The 20,219-nt window shown below is 41.5% G+C and carries 17 protein-coding genes and 1 riboswitch; of the genes, 16 read left to right on the forward strand and 1 reads right to left on the reverse strand.

Going from position 1 to position 20,219, the window contains the following annotated elements; genetic code table 11:
• Positions 1 to 1,366: 1,366 nt before the first annotated feature.
• The 7 genes from trpE to trpA all read left to right on the forward strand — a co-directional run bounded on the left by trpE (position 1,367) and on the right by trpA (position 8,109).
• Positions 1,367 to 2,833 carry an anthranilate synthase component I gene (gene trpE / locus DL92_RS0115050; protein ID WP_026668177.1) on the forward strand — a complete coding sequence of 489 codons (1,467 nt, stop codon included), beginning with the start codon at positions 1,367 to 1,369 and terminating at the stop codon, positions 2,831 to 2,833.
• Complete coding sequence (locus DL92_RS0115055) at positions 2,833 to 3,393, forward strand: anthranilate synthase component II (RefSeq protein WP_026668178.1); 561 nt, start codon at positions 2,833 to 2,835, stop codon at positions 3,391 to 3,393. Before trpE ends, DL92_RS0115055 begins: the two co-directional genes overlap by 1 nt.
• A gap of 202 nt (positions 3,394 to 3,595) precedes the next feature.
• Entirely contained in the window at positions 3,596 to 4,612 is a 1,017-nt protein-coding gene (gene trpD, locus DL92_RS0115060; RefSeq protein ID WP_026668179.1) for an anthranilate phosphoribosyltransferase, read from the forward strand.
• A 6-nt stretch (positions 4,613 to 4,618) separates the two neighbouring features.
• A complete protein-coding gene (trpC, locus tag DL92_RS0115065; protein WP_026668180.1) occupies positions 4,619 to 5,398 on the forward strand; it encodes an indole-3-glycerol phosphate synthase TrpC in 780 nt (259 codons plus the stop codon).
• A 23-nt stretch (positions 5,399 to 5,421) separates the two neighbouring features.
• Positions 5,422 to 6,039 (forward strand): phosphoribosylanthranilate isomerase, encoded by a 618-nt coding sequence (locus DL92_RS0115070; protein ID WP_026668181.1) that lies wholly within the window; start codon positions 5,422 to 5,424, stop codon positions 6,037 to 6,039.
• A 119-nt stretch (positions 6,040 to 6,158) separates the two neighbouring features.
• The gene (trpB, locus tag DL92_RS0115075; RefSeq protein WP_026514971.1) at positions 6,159 to 7,349 is read left to right on the forward strand and encodes a tryptophan synthase subunit beta; all 1,191 of its coding nucleotides are present in this window, start codon (positions 6,159 to 6,161) and stop codon (positions 7,347 to 7,349) included.
• Positions 7,342 to 8,109 carry a tryptophan synthase subunit alpha gene (gene trpA / locus DL92_RS0115080; RefSeq protein WP_026668182.1) on the forward strand — a complete coding sequence of 256 codons (768 nt, stop codon included), beginning with the start codon at positions 7,342 to 7,344 and terminating at the stop codon, positions 8,107 to 8,109. The genes trpB and trpA overlap by 8 nt, the downstream gene beginning before the upstream one ends.
• A 127-nt stretch (positions 8,110 to 8,236) precedes the next feature.
• Here trpA and DL92_RS0115085 read toward each other — a convergent pair whose 3' ends face one another.
• Positions 8,237 to 9,115, reverse strand: a complete 879-nt coding sequence (locus DL92_RS0115085; protein ID WP_026668183.1) for an EamA family transporter — start codon at positions 9,113 to 9,115, stop codon at positions 8,237 to 8,239.
• A gap of 138 nt (positions 9,116 to 9,253) precedes the next feature.
• On the opposite strand from DL92_RS0115085, the gene DL92_RS0115090 reads away from it, so the two are divergent.
• The 9 genes from DL92_RS0115090 (at position 9,254) to DL92_RS0115130 (ending at position 20,205) form a co-directional block, all read left to right on the forward strand.
• Positions 9,254 to 10,489, forward strand: coding sequence for a right-handed parallel beta-helix repeat-containing protein (locus tag DL92_RS0115090; RefSeq protein ID WP_026668184.1), 1,236 nt, complete (start codon positions 9,254 to 9,256; stop codon positions 10,487 to 10,489).
• A gap of 236 nt (positions 10,490 to 10,725) precedes the next feature.
• A complete protein-coding gene (locus DL92_RS0115095; RefSeq protein WP_026668185.1) occupies positions 10,726 to 11,082 on the forward strand; it encodes a hypothetical protein in 357 nt (118 codons plus the stop codon).
• 11 nt (positions 11,083 to 11,093) lie between these two features.
• A complete protein-coding gene (locus tag DL92_RS0115100; RefSeq protein WP_026654143.1) occupies positions 11,094 to 11,537 on the forward strand; it encodes a TIGR04197 family type VII secretion effector in 444 nt (147 codons plus the stop codon).
• A gap of 50 nt (positions 11,538 to 11,587) precedes the next feature.
• Positions 11,588 to 13,249 carry a hypothetical protein gene (locus tag DL92_RS0115105; protein ID WP_026668186.1) on the forward strand — a complete coding sequence of 554 codons (1,662 nt, stop codon included), beginning with the start codon at positions 11,588 to 11,590 and terminating at the stop codon, positions 13,247 to 13,249.
• Positions 13,250 to 13,252: 3 nt separating this feature from the next.
• Positions 13,253 to 14,059 carry a hypothetical protein gene (locus DL92_RS0115110; protein WP_026654146.1) on the forward strand — a complete coding sequence of 269 codons (807 nt, stop codon included), beginning with the start codon at positions 13,253 to 13,255 and terminating at the stop codon, positions 14,057 to 14,059.
• Between the two features lie 117 nt (positions 14,060 to 14,176).
• A riboswitch (cyclic di-GMP riboswitch) is annotated at positions 14,177 to 14,250 on the forward strand.
• Between the two features lie 74 nt (positions 14,251 to 14,324).
• Positions 14,325 to 15,140, forward strand: coding sequence for a VanW family protein (locus DL92_RS20480; protein WP_051625379.1), 816 nt, complete (start codon positions 14,325 to 14,327; stop codon positions 15,138 to 15,140).
• 174 nt (positions 15,141 to 15,314) lie between these two features.
• Positions 15,315 to 17,060 carry an ABC transporter ATP-binding protein gene (locus DL92_RS0115120; RefSeq protein WP_026668187.1) on the forward strand — a complete coding sequence of 582 codons (1,746 nt, stop codon included), beginning with the start codon at positions 15,315 to 15,317 and terminating at the stop codon, positions 17,058 to 17,060.
• A gap of 12 nt (positions 17,061 to 17,072) precedes the next feature.
• Positions 17,073 to 19,013, forward strand: a complete 1,941-nt coding sequence (locus tag DL92_RS0115125; RefSeq protein WP_026668188.1) for an ABC transporter ATP-binding protein — start codon at positions 17,073 to 17,075, stop codon at positions 19,011 to 19,013.
• 478 nt (positions 19,014 to 19,491) lie between these two features.
• A complete protein-coding gene (locus DL92_RS0115130) occupies positions 19,492 to 20,205 on the forward strand; it encodes a hypothetical protein (RefSeq protein WP_026668189.1) in 714 nt (237 codons plus the stop codon).
• Positions 20,206 to 20,219: the final 14 nt, after the last annotated feature.

The following is a 20,219-nucleotide window of genomic DNA, read 5'->3' on the forward strand; positions in this document are numbered from 1 at the left end:
CGTACGGTGTGAAAACAGGAAATGACACCGTACAGAAAGGCTGAAAGGAAAGTGTACGGTGTAAAAACAGGAAATGACACCGTACATAAAGGCTGAAAGGAAAGCGTACGGTATAAAGGCAGGAAATGGTACCGTACAGAAGATACGGAAGGAAAGTATACGGTGGCAGATGCAATGGTTCTAATAATAATTAGAAGTATAGTTTTCAATTAGATGAACGTTTAGCTGGAAATACTTGACATGAACGAGACGTTGGTATAATATCTTTTTAAATAAATATTCAATAAACCGTTGAAGCGGAGATAACGGCAATGATGCCAATACAGAGAGTCTGAGGTGCTGAGAATCAGGCATGAAACAAGTTGTCAAATGGACCGCTGAGGGCGTAGTGAAAAGTGAGATAGGAAATCTATGGTTTTCTTCATCGAACATTGTTCTGACGAGTGCTAAGCACGAGAGCAGGGCTTCCGATGAAAGTGATTTTTGGGTATGTAACTACCGCATAAATATTCACCCAGTATTCTACGACGTAAGGCATGCGTGATTTGCCGGGGATATGTTGGTATCTCGCTAAGTTGCATGGTAACACATGAATTCAAGGTGGCACCGCGGATAAAGTTTAAGTATTCGTCCTTGATAGAGTTTAGGCTCTATCAAGGACTTTTTTGCGTGATATAGGTGTTACAATACAATCATTTGTCATGCTTGCATGATCAAATGATTGCATTGATAACCCGAACAGACATGAGGAAGTAGCACGATAGTGCGGATTCCGAATGGATGAAGGATTGCGGGAGCGAAGCGGAGCAATCCGTATATCACGCAAAATAAGTGCAGCTAATGCGCAGGGATTTCGCAATCGAAATCCTATGCAATAAGCACACCTTGTGGTAATGATAATAATTGCTTTGTAATACCGCTCGATTGCTACTCTTTGTTCCGTGATAACGGATTTGTTGAGATTGGGATTGCGGCATATAAAGGTTTTAATCCTTGCACTTTTTATATGTTTTTTTACCGTAAGAAAAGGCTCAAAAGCATATAAATCGGTTCTTGCACATATTATCTATATGTTTTTGCTGAAAAAATATAGGCAAAAAGGCATATAAAACCTTATGTTTTTTGAATTTTATACCATGACTTTATTTCGGAGGTATATAAAAAGGATTTATAACAGCATTTTATATGCTCGGAGCAATTCAAATATCGCGCAACCGCGCAAAATAGGCGTAGCTAACGCGCAGGGATTTCGCAAGCGAGACCACGCAAAAACATAAGCAAAGCAAAACATAAGCAGAGTATCAACCCTTAGTAAACCGATACAATTCATCACCGACACAATTCATCACCACGAAAGGACAGTACTATGAACATTACACCTACATTGGAACAAGTAAAGAGCATAGCTGCGACAAAGGAATACAACGTTATTCCTGTAAGCTGCGAACTTTTGTCGGATTTCATCACTCCGATCGAAGCAATGAGAAAACTTAAGAACGTATCGACTCACTGCTATATGCTTGAGTCGGCGCAGGCGGACGAGACCTGGGGAAGATATACATTTATGGGGTATGATCCCAAGATGGAAATAACCTGCAAGGACAATGAGCTTGTTGCGGGAGATCTCAAGGTGACAACGGATAAGCCTGATGCATACCTTCGAGACATCCTCTCAAAGTACAAGAGCCCGAGATTTGATTACCTTCCTTCTTTTACAGGCGGACTTGTCGGATATTTCTCTTATGACTATTTCGGATATTGCGAACCGACTGCAAAATGCAATGTAGAGGACACCGATGCATTCAAGGATCTGGACCTCATGCTCTTTGACAAGGTCATTGCCTTTGATAATGTAAGACAGAAGATAATTCTTATCATAAATATCAAGACAGAAGGCAACATTGAAGAGAATTATAACAGTGCAAAAGAAGAACTTGGAAAGATAAAAGATCTTTTGTACAAGGGAGAAAAGAGTACCGAAAAGCCCGGAAAGCTTCTTGGCGAAGTGACACCTCTTTTTACCAAAGAAAAATACTGTGACATGGTTGAGAGAGCTAAGGATCATATCAAAGAAGGCGACATCTTCCAGATAGTCCTTTCAAACAGGCTCTCGGCCGACTACGAAGGAAGTCTTCTAAATACATACAGAATGCTCAGAACAATCAATCCTTCGCCCTACATGTTCTATTTTTCCGGAACAGACGTGGAAGTTGCGGGAGCATCGCCTGAGACGCTGGTTAAACTTGAGAATGGCGTGCTTCATACATTCCCTCTTGCGGGAACAAGGAAAAGAGGCGAGACCGAGGAAGAGGACAAGGCCCTTGAAAAAGAGCTTCTTGCGGATAAAAAAGAACTTGCAGAGCACAACATGCTTGTTGACCTTGGAAGAAACGATCTTGGCAAGATAAGCGAGTTTGGAAGCGTAGAAGTTGAAAAGCTCCACGAGATCACAAGATACTCACACGTAATGCACATCGGTTCAACAGTGCGCGGAGTTATAAGAAAAGAGTTCGATGCCATAGATGCGGTAAATGCGGTACTTCCCGCAGGTACACTTTCTGGAGCGCCAAAGATCAAGGCGTGCAAGCTTATCGGAGAACTTGAGAACAACAAGCGCGGAATTTACGGCGGCGCTGTTGGATATATAGATTTTACGGGCAACATGGATACATGTATCGCCATAAGGATTGTTTATAAGAAGAACGGCAAAGTGTTCGTTCGAAGCGGAGCCGGCATCGTAGCCGATTCCAATCCGGAGAAAGAGTATGAGGAGTGCCTCAACAAGGCAAAGGCTTCACTCAGAGCACTTGAGCTTTCACAGGAGGTGGAGTGATGGTCTTATTGATAGATAACTATGACAGTTTTTCATATAATCTGTATCAGATGATCGGTGAGATAGAGCCTGACATCAAAGTGATCAGAAACGACGAACTAACGATTGATGAGATAAGGGCGCTTAAGCCGGACAGACTTATCATTTCGCCGGGGCCCGGAAGACCTGAGGATGCGGGAATTATAGTTGAAGCGGCAAAAGAGCTTGGAAAAGAAATCCCGACACTTGGCGTGTGTCTCGGACATCAGGCAATCTGCATGGCGTTTGGTGCTACGATCACATATGCAAAAGAGCTGATGCACGGCAAGGAATCGACAATATCTTTTTATGCGGAATGTCCTTTGTTCAAAGGGCTTCCCGAAAAGGTGAGCGTTGCAAGATATCACTCACTTGCAGCAGATGAAAAGACAATGCCTGAGTGCCTTGAAGTTGTCGCAAAGACTGACGACGGAGAGATAATGGCAGTTCAGCATAAGGATTATCCAATCTACGGAGTGCAGTTCCATCCCGAGTCAATAATGACTCCCGAGGGAAAAGAGATGTTAAGAAACTTTATATGATATAGGCGTCATAAGTCCAAAATGCGTACATGCTTGTATGTTAAGCATTTTGACTTTATGACCCGAACAAATATGAGGAATTAGCAATTTACGTAGTAAATTAGCGGTTTCCGAATGTTTGTAGAATTGCGAAAGTTTCGAAGAAACGGAGCAATTCATATATCATAATCAAATAAATAAGATATAACAGGAGGCAACAGCAATGATAAAAGAAGCAATAGTAAAGATCGTAAACAAAGAAGACCTTACATATGATGAGGCTTATGCAGTAATGAATGAGATCATGGGAGGAGAGACAACACCTACACAGAATGCAGCTTTTTTGTCAGCTCTTTCCACAAAGTCAGCAAAGGCTGAGACAACAGATGAGATCGCAGGTTGTGCAGCAGCTATGAGAGACCATGCGACCAAAGTTGACACCGGAATGGATATCTTCGAGATCGTAGGAACAGGCGGAGACAACGCTCAGAGCTTTAATATTTCAACTACATCTGCACTTGTTGCGGCAGCAGGCGGAATGAAAGTTGCAAAGCACGGAAACAGGGCGGCTTCTTCAAAGTGCGGAACAGCTGACTGTCTTGAGGCACTTGGCGTAAACATTCAGCAGGATCCCGAGAAATGTATCGAACTTTTAAAGGAAGCAGGAATGTGCTTCTTCTTTGCCCAGAAATATCACACGTCAATGAAGTATGTAGGCGCAATCAGAAAAGAACTCGGATTCAGAACAGTGTTCAACATCCTCGGCCCCCTTACAAATCCCGGATCACCCAAGATGCAGCTTCTTGGTGTTTACGATGAGTATCTCGTTGAACCCCTTGCAAGAGTTCTTGTAAGCCTCGGAGTTGAGAGAGGTATGGTAGTTTACGGACAGGATAAGCTCGATGAGATCTCACTCAGCGCTCCGACAACAATCTGCGAGATCAGAGACGGATGGTACAAATCATATGTTATAAAGCCTGAGGACTTCGGACTTACAACATGCAAGAAAGAGGACCTTGTAGGCGGAACACCCGATGAGAACGCCGAGATTACAAGAAAGATCTTAAAGGGCGAGAAGGGACCCAAGCGCGATGCGGTTCTTTTAAATGCCGGTGCATCTCTTTACATCGGTGGAAAGGCAGACACCTTCGAAGCAGGAGTTAAGCTTGCGGCAGAGCTTATTGATTCAGGCAAAGCATACGAGACACTTGAGAAACTTATTGAAGTAAGTAACAGGTAAATAACTATGACTATTTTGGATGAACTCGCAGCATATGCGAGAAAACGAGTTGATATAGCCAAAGAGAAAGTTTCTTTGGAAGAGGTAAAGCAGAAGGCACTTGCGATGCCCAAAGGAGATTTCCAGTTTGAGAAGAACCTTAGGCGTGATGATATTTCTTTTATCTGCGAGTGTAAAAAAGCTTCTCCTTCAAAGGGTATAATCGCTGAGGAATTTCCTTATCTGGAGATTGCAAAAGAGTATGAGAAAGCAGGCGCTGACTGCATTTCCGTATTAACAGAGCCAAAGTGGTTCCTGGGAAAAGATGAGTATCTTAAGGAAATCACCGAGATGGTGGGAATTCCCTGCATCAGAAAAGATTTCACGGTAGATGAGTACATGATCTACGAAGCAAAAGTACTCGGCGCTTCGGCGGTTCTTCTCATCTGCTCGATCCTTGATGATGCGGCTATAGAGAAGTATCTTGGAATATGTAACGACCTTGGACTTTCTGCTCTTGTCGAGACTCATGATGAGGAAGAGGTCAAAAGAGCCGTCGCGCTCGGAGCTTCCATAATCGGAGTAAACAACCGCAATCTTAAGGACTTTAGCGTTGATACATCAAACAGCGAGAGGCTCAGAAAGATAATCCCTTCAGGTTCGGTCTTTGTTTCCGAGAGCGGTGTAAAGACGGCGGAAGATGTAGCAAAGCTTAGAAAAATCGGCGCGGATGCGGTTCTTATCGGCGAGACACTTATGAGAGCAGCAGATAAGAAGGCTAAGCTGAATGAACTTAAAGGCATATGATGTCTTTAATAAGGAAAAGAGCTATGACAGATAATAGATACAAGCGCCCCAAGATAAAACTTTGCGGGCTTTCATCGGTTTCGGATATAGAAGCCGCGAATGCTTTAAAGCCTGAGTTTATCGGTTTTGTCTTGTGGCAAAAGAGTAAGAGAAATGTTACTAAGGACAAGGCGGCAGAGCTTAAAAAGCTTCTTGATCCGCAGATCAAGGCGGTTGGAGTTTTTGTCGATGAAGATGCGAAAGTTGTCGCAGATCTTCTAAATAATGGTATTATAGACATCGCGCAGCTCCACGGAAGCGAAGATAACAGCTATATCGCAAAACTTAGGAAGCTGACAGATAAGCCTGTCATCAAGGCTTTTCAGGTTAAGGGCAGCGAAGATATAGCTGATATCGAGAAATCCGATGCCGACTATGTGCTTATCGATTCCGGTCAGGGAGCGGGAAAAGCGTTTGACTGGAAGATACTTGAAGGGGTGAAAAGAGATTTTTTCCTCGCCGGAGGGCTTGATCCCGATAATGTTGCGGAAGCTGTGAGGGTGGTTGCACCCTATGCGGTTGATGTAAGTTCGGGGATAGAGACAGACGGCAAAAAAGACAGAAGCAAGATGGAAAGATTTGTCGGAAACGCAAGAAATTAGTATAAAGACACGATGGCAATCAGATAAATAAATTGCGAAAGATCTATCGTATCAGCACGCTAATGCGCAGGAATCTGCGATTATATGAATAAAAAACATTTTTTGTGAAAGGATGTACCATGACCAATAAAAATGGACGTTTCGGTATACACGGCGGACAGTATATACCCGAGACACTTATGAATGCAGTAATAGAGCTTGAAGAAGCTTACAATCATTACAAGAACGATCCTGAGTTCAACGCAGAGCTCACAGAACTTTTGAATGAATATGCGGGAAGACCTTCACGCCTTTACTACGCAGAGAAGATGACAAAAGACCTTGGCGGAGCAAAGATCTATCTTAAGAGAGAGGACCTCAACCACACGGGCTCTCATAAGATAAATAACGTTCTCGGACAGGCTCTTTTGGCCAAAAAAATGGGAAAAACAAGGCTCATAGCTGAGACGGGCGCAGGACAGCACGGTGTTGCGACAGCTACGGCAGCAGCTCTTATGGGAATGGAATGTGTTGTATTCATGGGCGAAGAGGATACGAAGAGACAGGCTCTTAACGTGTACAGAATGAGACTTCTTGGCGCAGAAGTTATCCCTGTTAAGTCAGGAACTGCAACACTTAAGGATGCCGTATCGGAGGCCATGAGAGAGTGGACTTCAAGAATCGATGATACACATTACTGCCTCGGATCTGTCATGGGACCTCATCCGTTCCCAACAATAGTTAGAGATTTCCAGTCTGTTATCTCTAAGGAGACTAAACAGCAGATTCTTGAAAAAGAGGGAAGACTTCCCGATGCTGTTATTGCCTGTGTCGGCGGCGGATCAAACGCTATCGGAAGTTTCTATAACTTTATAGAAGATAAGGAAGTCAGGCTTATCGGCTGCGAGGCAGCAGGACGCGGAATAGATACTTTCGAGACTGCAGCGACCGTCAATACAGGAAGAGTGGGAATTTTCCACGGAATGAAGTCATACTTCTGCCAGGATGAGTACGGCCAGATTGCGCCTGTTTACTCGATATCCGCAGGACTTGATTATCCCGGTGTCGGACCTGAGCACGCATACCTTCATGATATCAAGAGAGCTGAGTATGTGCCTGTGACTGACGATGAGGCCGTTAATGCTTTTGAATATCTTTCACGCACAGAGGGAATCATCCCCGCAATTGAGTCTGCTCATGCGGTTGCCTATGCTATGAAGGTCGCAAAAGAGTATGACAAAGACAAGATCATCGTTGTAACAATCTCGGGAAGAGGAGATAAGGACTGCGCAGCAATCGCTCGCTACAGAGGGGAGGATATCCATGAGTAACATTAAGAAAGCATTTGAAAACGGCAAGGCATTTATCGCCTTCATCACATGTGGAGATCCCGACCTTGAGACCACCAAAAAAGTTGTTCTTGAAGCATGCAAAAACGGTGCAGATCTTATAGAGCTCGGAATACCTTTTTCCGATCCCACAGCCGAGGGACCTGTAATTCAGGGTGCAAATATCCGCGCGCTGGCAGGTGGAGTTACAACAGATAAAGTTTTTGATCTTGTAAGGGAACTTAGAAAAGAAACAGATACACCTTTCGTGTTTATGACTTACGCAAACGTAGTATTTTCATATGGTTCTGAGAAATTCATCTCGCTTTGCAAAGAGACCGGTGTAGACGGAATCATCCTTCCCGATCTTCCGTTTGAGGAAAAAGAGGAGTTTTCTCCTGTCTGCGATAAATACGGAGTAGATCTCATTTCGCTTATCGCGCCCACATCCGAGAACAGAATTTCAATGATCGCTAAAGAGGCACAGGGCTTTATCTACATCGTATCAAGTCTTGGCGTAACGGGAACAAGATCTGAGATTAAGACAGACCTTGCATCGATCGTAAAAGTCATTCGCGAGAATACCGATATTCCTTGCGCTATCGGCTTTGGAATCTCAACACCCGAGCAGGCAGCGAAGATGGCAGCGATATCTGACGGCGCAATTGTTGGTTCTGCGATAATCAAGATTCTTGAGAAGTATGGAAAAGAAGCTCCGAAGTATGTCGGAGAGTATGTGAAGTCAATGAAGGACGCGCTGTGAATAAGCTTTGCATAGTTTGCACAAATTTTTTAATACTTTGGTAAGTGCTCTGCACGAAAAAGAGGACTCGCACTAATTTGATCACTTAGTGCGAATCTTCTTTTTGTTAATGGAAAAACTATATTGTTTACTGCCCAATCATGCTTATTACAAGACCTACGAGTATGATAGCCGCACAAAAGATCTTGTAGCCGATATTTTTTTCCTTGAAGATAAACTTTCCGCATATGATAGAGACGATGCAGGCGGATTGTTTAAGTAAAGTCATTATTATGACTTTCGAATCAGCGAAGGAATTGGCGATAAACAGCGCTTTGTCCGCAATAAAGAACAGGAAACTGAGTATCCAGATCCAGCCGTTCTTCCACACGGAAGAACTTATCTTGATGCGTCTTACGACAAAATACATGCCGTAGAAGATCACAAGATAAAACATGTACCAAAATTGAAGCTGAGAGGAATTGATATCTCTCATATATATTTTATCGAGGCATCCGGATATCGCATTGCAAATACAGGAAGCAAGTACCATCCATACATATATGGGTGGTATTTTTTCTGCCTTGTATGTTCCGAGGGTGTCGGAACGCTTTTTCATCTCGGGATAGATCTTTAAGAACAAGAGCCCGAAGAGTATGAGTAGAAGGCCGACAGTTGAATATATTGAGCCTTTTTCTTTTAACACAAATATTCCGAATGCGGTTGAAAAGAGAATCCTTGAGAGGTCAAGAACTCCGTATAAGCTGATGGGGATATTGTCGAGTGCCTTAAACGAGCATATCCACGCTATGAATATTACAAAACTCTTTATCGCGATCAGAAAAAAATATTTCGGAGGAAATCCTTTAAATGCCGCGGGCGCCTCCGGTATACAGAATAAAAAAGTAAGGAAGGTATATACAAAAAGCACTTCCATTACGGTATTTTTAGTCAGCGCTTTCTTTTTTACAACATCACGAAATCCCTTCACGATTCCGTAGAACAAAACAAGTCCGGCCCAAAGCATTTCTAAGATATCTCCTTTATAAATAAGTAAATCCGAAACATTATATCATTTTTGCCACTTTATGTATGTAATTTATGATTGAAAATTGCCTGCTTGATTATTACAATATTATTAACAATATGTTAAGAAGAATTTTGTATGAGAAAAGTTTTTGATGCGCTAAAATACGCTGTGATCATGGCGTTTTGTATTTTTTTATTTGTTAAAACAGACTGTAAGGCTTATGTTGCTGACTGGTATATTTCACCGTCGGGTAACGATTCAAACGCCGGCACGTCTGTATCGGCACCGTTTAAGAGCCTGATGAGAGCTCAGGAGGCGGCTTCGGCGGGAGACACCGTGTATATTATGGGCGGCACATACAATGATTTTGGTATTGCGGCCAAAGACAACAACTACAATTATGTAAATGAGTTTACAAAGAGCAACATCACTTACAGAGCTTACACATCCAAGGATGTACCTGTATTTGATTTTTCAAGAGTGCCTACGGATAAGAGAGTGGCGGCTTTTCATATCAAGAGCGGAGTGCAGGGAGTGTATTTCCTCTGCTTTAAAGTTACGGGAGTTCCCGTGGGAAACCAGAAGCAGTCTGAGTGTTTCAGAGTAGAGGGAAATGCCACGTTTAATCAGATCACATGCTGTGATTCACAGGCAAACGGTTTTTATTTCTGCAACAACGGAAGCGGTAAGTGCATAAAGTGCGATGCTTATAATCTTTTCACTTCGAATAGAAATTCCAATTCGAATACCGACGGTTTCGGCGCGCACGGTCAGGGCGTTGTTTTCCAGCAGTGCAGGGCATGGTCATGCGGTGATGACGGATTTGACTGCATTACATCCAAGGGTGCCAACACTTTCGAGAACTGCTGGGCATTTAATATGAATAAAGGCGGAGATTCCAATGGATTCAAGATTGGTGGCTACGGCACGGGCAAGGTTCCGAACACAGTTCCTGTACATACCGTATCACATTGCATTGCTGTAAATAATGCATCCAACGGATTCTATGCAAACCACCAGCCCGGACAGGCAGCAAACTGGACCAACAATGTGGCTTACGGTAATGCAAGAGGCAACTATAACATGCTTGAAAGAGTGAGTCCTTCGGATTCCAAGGATATTCCGGGAACAAGAGAGTTCCTTAGATGCAATATTTCTTTAAATGGAGCGGTTACAAATATCGGTAGAGGAACAAAAGTTGGAAGTTGCTCATGGAACAGTGGATATAACTGCACTAACGACGATTTCGAGAGCCTTGATGCTTCCCAACTCTCAGCGCCTCGAGGCGCAAACGGAGTGCTTCCCAATATCAACTTTATGAAGCCCGTGAGCGGAAGTGATTTAAAGGATATCGGATATTATGTGAATTGATTTATGGAATAAATTGCGGAATAGATTTATTTTTTTCACTGTTTATTGAGCTTTTTTTGTGTTGTATAAAACGTTTTTAATAATCTGTTTTGATAAAAGTATCGTATCACATGCCACATCTTTATATGTTTGCTGAAACAGAAAAGTGCAAATGATAGTATATTTATGGCTTTAATAATGAATACTACGATATAAGAAAAAAGAGATAAAGAATATAGAAAATACGAGGTCTATGCATGGAAAAAGAAAAGCGTGACTACAGGAAGGAGCTTAATGCAATTCGGATTGAGAGAGAAGAAGTGCAAAGCAGATACGCCGGATTGCGAAAAGAACTTGAAAGTCAAAACGAGGAGCTGGTTCATAGGATGAATAATGAATACAGAGATTTAGAGTATTCAAACATAAATAACGATCCTGTACTCGTGGACATGTACGAAAGGCGTGCAGCATATTTTAGAAGGAGTAATAACGATATTTCAGATTTTTATGATTCTATAGAACAAAAAGAACGAAAAATAATGGATGAACTTGATAAAAAGGAATATAGAATCAAAAAGGAAATGAGCAGCGACGAAAAAAAAATGAGTGATTAGGAGTATGAAAAATGGCTGATGGAATGGAAATAAAGATTAAAGGCGATGAAATAGAAAGTTTTAGGAAACGTCTTTTCGTAGCAGGATGTTATCTTGGAGAAGACATCGACGAGGCTAAGAAAGATCATAAAAGTAATATAACAGCAAATAAAAGTGCACATATGAGATTCGCTGAGGAGAAAGAGTTGCGGAAAAATACACAGGATTCGGCAATTAATGAATGTAAAAATATTGCAACTATGAAAGAGAACTATGAAGATGCCGACCAGCAGGCAAGCAATTATATAACAGTGGACTTAACTGCAAACATACCCGATTATAATAAGTACAATACTAAAAACTCAAATACGCTGGATCAGGCTGAGTTGCAGGAGATATATGACGAAATTATGGCAGATGAAGCAAAGAAAAAAGCTAGAAAAGAAGCTTTTGATAAACTGTTTAAAGGGCATTGATTAAAGAAAAGTATAAGATTATGAGTGAAAAACGTAAGTGAGGAAAAACAATGGTAGAAAGTGATTATTTAGATCAGGGAAAGCTGAAAATGCAGTGTCATACAGCGATTTCCGTTTTTACAGCAAATAACGGGAAGCTCTCAGCATTAAGAAGAATATATAATTCGTCACGAGATGTTACTTTTACAGGTAAGGGATCAGAAAGTTTTTTTGGACATTGTGATAATTATGTTGTTCTTATAGATGCCATCATGACTGCAAATGATTGTGATATTGCAGATAATAAAACTCTGTGGGCTATGCTTGGCTTTGATATTCTTGATGGCAGTGTTATTTTACCCAAAAAAAGAGAAGCAAAGCAAAATGAAGAGCATGAACGTCATGAAGCCGATAAAGCAAAAAGGAGAAGAGATTCTGCGCCTGAAGATGAAAAAGGGTATTGGGATTCAAAATATCATAATCATTTGAATAGGGCAGATATTTATGAGGAAGAATACAATTACTGGAAAGGACTCGAAGAGAAGTTTGATCAGATAGAAACTGACTCAAAAGGTTTATTTAAGGATAGTGTGTCTATTAGGACAGCAGCAACAAATGGACTTAAGGAACTTTCAAGAGATTTTTCTACTAAATCATTTGTATTCTTTTATAACCCGCTTTGGAAAAACGGCATAGAAAAACTGTGTAATCAGGTTTCCATGGTTGATAAATGCAAGGAAAAGTGGAAAGATGGAAACGGTGCATATAATCTTGATGTTTTAAAAGATATATTAAATAATAGGATGGATGAGCTATCTGCACCTGAAGTTACGGCTTTCGAGGAGGTTCTTAAGGAACTACATCCAGAGGCACAGAAGAAGGTTATCGGACGTGCCGTTGCCGGAGATGCTGACATAAAAGGTCTTATTAAGGGGATTACTAAGTCTGTCGGAGCCGAAGGTAAATTTGGCGTTGATGTATATGATATTGCAACTTCAGATAATGATAAAGGTTCTAAAAGAGTAGCAGGGTTTAAGCTAGTGCAGGATGTTGAGACTACGTTCGCGACTTGGGCGAGCACACTAGTTTACAGTGGAGATATAAAAAAAGCAAATGGTATGCTTTTTTCGAGTGCTAAAAAGGGAAGTTTTCTTGAACTTATTTCTGAAAAAGGTGCTGAATTAAAAAACGTAAGCAGAGGAGAAGTTGCAAAAAGATCTTTAAAGTATGATGCAGAGTCATATTTATTCAAGAATGTAAAAAAAGCTGGGGCTGAAGCTATAGAAAATGCTGATGACTTAACTGGACAAGCATTAAAAAATGTAGGAAGAGAAGCAGAACGTGCTGCAAAACTAAAGAATTTTAAAGCAGGAGTAAAGTGGGCTGGAGCCATTGCGGATTTTGCATTTAATGTGGTTGATAATTTTGAAGAACAGGAACAGGCACGCATATCAGGTGTTGAGATGACAAATGGAAGAGTAGTGGCTGAGTCAGTAATTGAAACAGGAGTAGATGTAGTTTTATCAATTGGTGGAACTGCATTGGCAGGATTTATACTCGGGTCAGGTGCACCGGTCTTGGCAGTAGGAGCTGTTAGCGTAGGTGTGGTTTGGGCGGCAAATTCTCTCATGGAGATGGCAATCGGAAAAGATATAGCAGAACTTGCTTCTGATGCATTGTGTGATGCTCCAAAAGCAGTGGTAAGTTTTACATCAGAAGTATTTGGGGGTTAAGTTATGTATATAGTAACGATAGCAACAATAATAGCATTGGAACTTCTAATAGCTACATTTGCTTTTATACTTAGAGTTATTCCGTTAAAGAATTACCATAAAAATATTGCCAAAGTACAGATTGCCTTACTGGGAATAGCTTCTTTACTGGGAGCGTTTGTTTGTATATATATAATGACTACTTCTAATCCATCAATGTTTGATGAGAGCAGGTGGGATATAGAGCTTGCAGGAACATTCTTTTTTTTATATTTTATATTGTTTGCGGGATCTGTATATCGATATTTCTCAGAAAAAAATATAAGGAATAATAAAGAAAAGATTTTTGAACTAAAAGCCACAGAATACAAGATAATAAAATATACGGATTTAATGCTGGGAAATTATGCTTTTATGCCGAATGTAAAATCTTATTGCGAATTTGAAGGAGGCAGAATTTTATTTACACAAAATATGCCTGCAAAGGAAAAAGATTGTGCATTTACATGTATAAGAATAAAAAAAGGGATATATGAATGTGTTTCATATGAGCTTTTATCCGGCGAAAAAGAAGGTAACTCTTTCGAAATTATTAAAAGGATACTTTTTTTTGTTGCTGCGATCGAAGCATGCTTGTTTGTAATATATATATCTCAATTATCAATTGTTGATATAAATATTGTTGGTCGATTGGCTGGTGGGATAGGTTTGATTCTATTTGGAGCTGCTACACTTGGATTGCTAAGAGGGGCGAGGGGAATATTATCAATGTTATTGCGGTTGCTTTCATATGCTTTAATTTTGACAGGTATAATTAATCTTTTTATGTAAAGTGCGTTGAGTGAAATATAGCTGAAGTGAAATTGCAGAATGATAAATTTCATTATGGACTTTAATCGGACCTTACGGTATAATTACTCTGTTTTAATAAAAAAAGAACTATATATAGATAATTATTGGCAAAATTAGAGAAATCTAATGACGCAAAGCTATAGGGTCCGAAAGGACAGCCAGTTGCAATTGATCTGATAGCGATGCGTAAGTATCGCTATTTTTTATTTGGAAAAATCTAGAAAAAAGGAATTACGTGCAAGCAATGAGAAAGAAAAGTATTACTATGGCAATCGCAGTGCCGGTGCTGTGCGCAACAATCATCGGATATGGAAATAATTCATCATCACCTGAAGAAGTTTTTGTACATATGGAAGAAACATTTGCTCCGGGAGATCAGGAAGGAATTACTGAAACAGTTGAAGCCGGCGCAGAAGTGGTGAATCCTGTTGAAGATAATGCAGTTACAGAGGAAGTTGTAAGCGAAGCACCTGTTGCTGAAGCTCCGGCTCCGGCACCTGAAAATATAGCTTGGGCAAGCATCGGTCATGAAGATATCATGCTGTATCCCGCTAATGAGGATGCAAATAACGTAAATGCGAGAGTCGCATGCGGATATATAAACGGATATATTGTAAAACCGGGAGAGACATTCTCATACGCAAGCACGATCGGAAGGGGAACACCACCTGAAAAAGGATATGTTATAGCACATGTTGTCGGAGGATATGATTACGGCGGAGGCGTATGTAAGATAAGCAGCGCTCTTTACCACGCAGCAATGAATGCCGGTTGCAAGATTGTTGAAAGACACAATCATTCAAAACCTGTTGACTACTATAAGCAGGGAGATGATGCAGCTATTGCATACAAAACCAGAAAAGACTTCAGGTTCAGGAATATATTTGACCATGATGTTATGATACAGGCAGCTTACGATGAAACCGGATATCATCTTGATATCCTTGCACCGCAGCCTGCAGGAATGCCTGTCGCACCTGCTCCTCAAACTGAAGGAACACCGGTTGTTCTTGCACCACAGCCTGAAGGAACACCGAATACTCCTGATCCTCAGCTTTAAAAAATTGATTTACGATTAAAAATAGAAAGCACCTCTTTCTTGGATGATGGTTCTAAACCAGATCCGGTGATGAAAGAAGGTGCTTTTTTAATCTTAAATAACTATAAAATCAATTGAACACAATTTTTTTTAGTTATATAATACTTGATTGAAGATTACAACAGGAGAGAGACTATGATAAAAACGTTAGGTAAAGAACTAAAAGAATATAAGCTCGTATCCGTTTTGACGCCGCTTTGTATGATCGGTGAAGTTGCGGCGGAGATGATCATCCCAAAGCTTATGGGAAAGATTGTCGACAACGGTATATACGGAGAGAACATGGCGTATATTTTCAGAGTGGGCATTATGATGCTTTTGATCGCTCTGTTTGGACTCGCTGCGGGACTTGGAGGAGCGTATTACGGATCGAAGGCGTCTACAGGTCTTGCAAAGAACCTCAGAAAGGCTATGTTCGATAATATTCAGACTTTTTCTTTTTCCAATATAGACAAATTCTCTACATCGGGCCTTGTAACAAGGCTTACAACCGATGTCACCAATATTCAGAATGCATATATGATGCTTCTCAGAATGGCAATGAGAGCGCCGGCGACCGTTATTGGCGCGATGATCATGTCATTTATGATCAACCCCAAGCTTGCTACGATCTATCTCGTGGCTGTAGGTGTTCTTGCCACGTTCATGGCTATTATCATGAGTAAGGCGACTGTTTATTTCAAAGAAGTTTTTGAAAAATATGATGAACTCAATGAGAGTGTTCAGGAGAATGTTTCCGCGATCAGAGTGGTAAAGGCTTATGTTCGTGAGGACTATGAGAATGATAAGTTCAAAAAAGCTGCCGGAAACATTTACAACATGTTTGTAAGAGCTGAGATGAACGTTATTAAGATGGGACCTATGATGACGGCTACCGTTTATGTGTGCATCCTTCTGATAAGCTGGGTCGGCGCGCACATGATCGTTGCGGGAAGCCTTACAACAGGTGAACTCATGGGACTTTTGGCTTATTGCATGAATATCCTTATGAGTATGATGTTCCTTGCAATTATCTTTGTTATGCTCACTATGGCACAGGCAAGCGGAAAGCGTATCGCAGAAGTTTTGGAAGAGACACCCGATATCACAAATAAGCCAAACGCGATCACAGCAGTTCCCGATGGAAGCATCAGTTTTGAGCATGTAATTTTTGCATACAATACGACTTCGGAAGAGCCTGTTTTAAAAGACATCAATATTGATATCAAGTCAGGTGAAACAATCGGAATTATCGGTGGAACAGGATCTGCCAAGTCTTCTTTGGTTAACCTTATCAGCAGACTTTATGATGTAACTGAAGGTGCCGTTAAGGTAGGTGGAATCGACGTAAGAGATTATGATATGGAGACACTCAGGGATCAGGTTTCCGTGGTGCTTCAAAAGAATGTTCTTTTCTCCGGAACTATAATAGAAAACCTCAGATGGGGCGATAAGAACGCGACAAAAGAGGATTGCATAAGAGCCTGCAAGATGGCTTGTGCAGATGAATTTATTGAGAGAATGCCCGATGGATATGACACATATATAGAGCAGGGCGGTGCCAATGTATCAGGCGGTCAGAGACAGAGACTTTGTATTGCAAGAGCGCTTCTTAAAAAGCCCAAGATACTTATTCTCGACGATTCAACAAGTGCGGTTGATACAGCTACGGATGCCAAGATCAGAAAGGCGTTCGCAGAGGAAATACCCGGAACTACCAAGCTTATCATTGCACAGAGAATCGCGTCCGTTCAGGAATGCGACAGGATAATCGTCATGGATGACGGTCAGATCAGCGGTTTTGGAACACACAAAGAGCTTCTTGAGAATAACACTATTTACAGAGAAGTATACGAATCGCAGACCGGTGGTGCAAATGCAGACTTTGATAAGCAGGCTTAAGGAGGATTCATTATGGCAGAAGAAGCAAAAGAGATAAAAGTAGGGCCGGGCGGCGGTAACAGACGCGGCATGCCAAAGCCTAAGATTGAAAATCCCGGAGCTCTTTTTAAAAGGCTCATGGGTTATGTGTTTAGATATTATCCTGTGCACATGGTTACTGTTTTGGTGTGCATACTTATAACGGTTGCCTCAAATATTCAGGGAACATTTTTTACAAAAAGTCTTATTGACTCGTATATACAGCCAATGCTCGACAGCGGAAGCAATGATTTCGGGCCGCTTCTTGGTGCTATAGGAAGAGTTGCGATTTTCTATGCTCTCGGTGCATTGTCGGCATACGTTCAGTCAAGAGTAATGGTATATATCAATCAGGGAACGCTCAGAAGACTTCGTGAGGAGCTTTTTACCCATATGGAAAGCCTTCCCATCAAGTATTTTGATACAAATGCGCACGGCGATATCATGTCAATTTATACAAACGATATCGACACGCTCAGACAGATGATAAGCCAGAGTATTCCCCAGCTTATCAACAGCGGAATTACGATTGTCAGCGTGCTTGTTTCAATGTTTATTCTTAGCATACCGCTTACTTTTGTGACTCTTGTTATGGTCGGAGTTATGCTTTTTTGCTCAGCTATGGCTACCAAGGCTTCGGGAAAAAACTTTGTGGAGCAGCAAAAGAACCTCGGTGCGCTTAACGGTTACATTGAAGAGATGATGACGGGACAGAAGGTGGTTAAGGTATTTAATCACGAGTCTGAGAGTATTGTGAAGTTTGATGAGCTTAATGAAGCTCTTTGCAGCAGTGCATTTAAGGCTAATGCTTTTTCGGGATCTCTTGGTCCTATAAACGCACAGCTTGGAAATACAAGTTATGTTATCTGTGCGATGGTCGGCGGTGCGATAGCTCTTTCTGATAATATTGCCGTAGGCTTTACAGTTGGTGCGCTTGCATCCTTCCTTACATTTAACAGAAATTTCAGTATGCCGATTAACCAAGTCAGCATGCAGCTTAATTCGATAGTTATGGCTCTTGCCGGTGCGGATCGTATCTTTAAGCTTCTCGATGCACAGCCTGAGACAGATGACGGCTACGTAATGCTTGTCGATGCGATTGAGGAGAACGGCGAGATAAAAGAGGCCGATCATCATACGGGTCACTGGGCTTGGAAGCACTATCACAAGGCTACCGATACGACAACTTACCAGCCGATGGAGGGTGATGTAACTTTCAACGGCGTGGACTTTGGGTATACGGATGAAAAGATGGTTCTTCATGATATCGTTCTTCATGCAACACCCGGACAGAAGATTGCTTTTGTAGGTTCTACGGGAGCAGGAAAAACCACGATAACAAACCTGATCAACAGATTCTATGACATTCAGGACGGTAAGATCAGATATGACAACATCAATATCAATAAGATAAAAAAAGCGGACCTTCGCCGCTCGCTCGGAATAGTGCTTCAGGATACGCATTTATTTACGGGTACGGTTAAGGACAACATCAGATACGGCAAGCTTAATGCAACTGATGAGGAAGTAATCGCAGCAGCAAAACTTGCAAATGCACACAGCTTTATCAAGAGGCTTCCCGAGGGTTATGACACTATGCTTACAGGTGATGGAGCCAATCTGTCACAGGGACAGCGTCAGCTCCTTGCTATTGCAAGAGCAGCTATTGCAGATCCTCCGGTACTTATCCTTGATGAAGCTACATCTTCGATTGATACGAGAACAGAGAAGATTGTTCAGGACGGTATGGACAGGCTTATGAAGGGCAGAACGACCTTTGTAATTGCACACAGGCTTTCAACCGTCAAGAACAGTGATTGCATAATTGTCCTTGAGCAGGGACGCATCGTAGAGCAGGGTACGCACGACGAACTCATCGCCAAGAAGCAGAGATATTACCAGCTCTACACCGGCATGAAATCCGAGACAGCGTAAAGTAGCCACGCCGTAGAACCGGCGATCGGGCTTTTGAGAATATTTTTCGAAATCGTCGCGTGTATTGACATTCAAGGCTATATTTTGTTTTTTTTCTGAGATTTTGCGAATGGAGAGTATATATCTAAAGAGGATTGGCTGAGGTTTTTATTTACACGAGTTGATACAGCCATGAGCATGAAAAAGCAGAATCATACATTCTGTTTTCGCTCCACTTGTTTGAGCCCATTTATGGGCGAGTTTGGAGCGAAGAATGTAGGGTTCTGCTTTTTTATGCCATGACTGTCAACGAGTGTAACTAAAAGCCTCAGCCAATCCTCTTAGATCATATCTCCATCGCAAACTCGGCGGATATAAAAAAGGCAAGAAATTGGGGTTGACAATATGGTCTAATAACAGTAGACTATGGTTAAAGGTTTACAGTAAGTAGACCACTCGAAAAGAGGGGTGAAGTAAGTGAGTTTAGGAGGAGGCAGAAATGAAAACGAAAGTTAAATCAATGGCAGCAGTAACTCTATTTATATCACTATTGATGCCAACGCTTGTCGGATGTGCTTCAATTCCGGCAAGTGCATCTGAAACAGGTGAAAGTTCTATCAGTACTGAAGACGGTTCTTTAGATCTTTTTGCCAAAACAGATGCAGAGAATGCGGCAGCAGCTGCTGATACTGATGAGGATGCATCATCTTCGGATGCATCGGTGGAAGTACCGGATAATCTTGAGGATTTTCAGTTTGTTTATAACGGTAGCGTAATTTCTGCAATGGATGACTTTGAAACCTTGGACAAGGCATTGGGGGGATATGATCAGGGTCGTTCTGCAGCAGAAAGCTATGAGTACGGAGATGGTACGAAAAGTAATATTAGAGTATATGTACTCGAGAAAGATGGAAGCAAGTTGCCGATAACACTCACTATAGAGGGTGATATGGCTGCTACTTCGCGTAAGATCAAGGTTGGCAGTACCAAGGAAGAAGTTTTGGCCGCTTATGGGGATCCGAATGTTGAGCCGCCTAAAGCTTATGGCCCTGACGGGAATGAGCTGACAAGGGATGCGTACATTGAAATGTTTGGTGAAAACCTTATATATAACCTTGGCGACTGTCAGATAAATTTTTATGTTGAAGAAGGAAAAGTTATTTCGATCGCATATCAGAACAACAAGAATCATGATAAGTTCTCATGGTCATAAAAGATAAGCGATAT

The organism is Butyrivibrio sp. AE2005, from assembly GCF_000686965.1.
In the GTDB taxonomy this organism is placed as follows: Bacteria; Bacillota; Clostridia; order Lachnospirales; family Lachnospiraceae; genus Butyrivibrio; species Butyrivibrio hungatei_A.